Source organism: Mycobacterium sp. P7213, assembly GCF_900604305.1.
In the GTDB taxonomy this organism is placed as follows: domain Bacteria; phylum Actinomycetota; class Actinomycetes; order Mycobacteriales; family Mycobacteriaceae; genus Mycobacterium.
The window spans coordinates 1-1,480 of sequence record NZ_UWOA01000102.1 but is presented as its reverse complement, the minus strand read 5'-3'; the positions used below and the strand labels follow the sequence as shown (position 1 = coordinate 1,480).

1 protein-coding gene is annotated in these 1,480 nt (G+C 65.2%); it reads left to right on the top strand.

What is annotated here, in order from left to right:
• A partial coding sequence (locus tag EJK91_RS21335) for a type I polyketide synthase (RefSeq protein WP_164518071.1) occupies positions 1 to 1,480 on the top strand: 1,480 nt, incomplete at both ends.

Below are 1,480 nucleotides of genomic sequence, written 5' to 3'. Positions count from 1 at the left end.
TTCGCGGCGGGGCGGTTGTCGTATTTCTTGGGTGTGCATGGTCCGGCGATGATGTTGGATACGGCGTGTTCGTCGTCGTTGGTGACGATTCATTTGGCGTGTGCGAGTTTGCGGCGTCGGGAGTCGGATCAGGCGTTGGCCGCTGGGGTGAATTTGATGTTGACCCCGCAGAACAGTATTGCGACGTCGCGGTGGGGGATGTTGGCCCCGGACGGGCAGTGCAAGACTTTTGATGCCGCCGCCGACGGTTACGTGCGCTCCGAGGGTGCTGGGGTGGTGGTGCTCAAGCGGTTGTCGGATGCCCAGCGTGATGGTGACCGGGTGCTGGCGGTGGTGCGGGGTTCGGCGGTGAATCAGGATGGGCCGTCSTCGGGTCAGACGGTGCCGTCGGGTCCGGCGCAGCAGAAGGTGGTGCGGGCGGCGTTGGCGTCGGCGCGGTTGTCCCCGGCGGATATCGACTATGTCGAGGCGCATGGCACTGGTACGGCGTTGGGTGATCCGATTGAGTTGGATGCCTTGTCGGCGGTGTTTGGTGAGCGGGGTTCTGCGGCGCCGTTGGTGTTGGGGTCGGTGAAGACCAATTTGGGGCATTTGGAGTCTGCGTCTGGTGTTGCCGGGTTCATCAAGACGGTGTTGTCGGTGCAGCAGGGTTTCATTCCGCGGCATTTGAATTTTTCGGAGTTGACGCCGAATGCGGGTGCGGGGGCGTCGAAGTTTCAGGTTGCTGRTCGGGGTATGGAYTGGCCGGCGGTGTCGCGTCCGCGYCGGGCGGGGGTGTCCTCGTTCGGGGTGTCGGGCACCAATGCGCATGTGATCGTTGAGCAGGCGCCTGATGCTGAGGTTGTTGCGGGGGCTGCTGCGGTGCCGGTGAGCACGTTGGTGGTCTCGGGTAAGTCCCCGGCACGTATCGCGGCCACCGCCGGGGTGCTCGCCCAATGGCTGGCCACCGACGGCGCTGGTGTGGCCCTGTCCGACGTTGCAGAGACCTTGCGGCAGAACCGAAGCCGCTACAACTACACCGCGGGCGTAGCTGCCCGCGATCACGCCGCCGCAGTGGCCGGGTTGACCGCACTCGCTGCCGGCGAGTCCGCACCCGGTGTCACCGAGCCCCGGCCGCGACGTGCGACGTCACGGCCGGTGTTTGTGTTTTCGGGTCAGGGTTCGCATTGGGTGGGGATGGGTCGTCGGTTGTTGGCCGATGAGCCGGTGTTCGCTGCGGCTGTTGATGAGTTGGAGCCGGTGTTTGTCCGGCAGGTGGGTTTTTCGCTGCGTGAGGTGATCGAGCAGGGCGCTGAGATTTCCGGTGATGCGCAGGTGCAGCCGGTGATCATGGGGTTGCAGTTGGCGTTGGCTGCGTTGTGGCGTGCCTATGGGGTTGTGCCGGATGCGGTGATCGGGCATTCGATGGGGGAGGTGTCTGCGGCGGTGGTGGCCGGGGCGCTGACGCCGGAGCAGGGTTTGACGGTGATCGGGGTGCGGT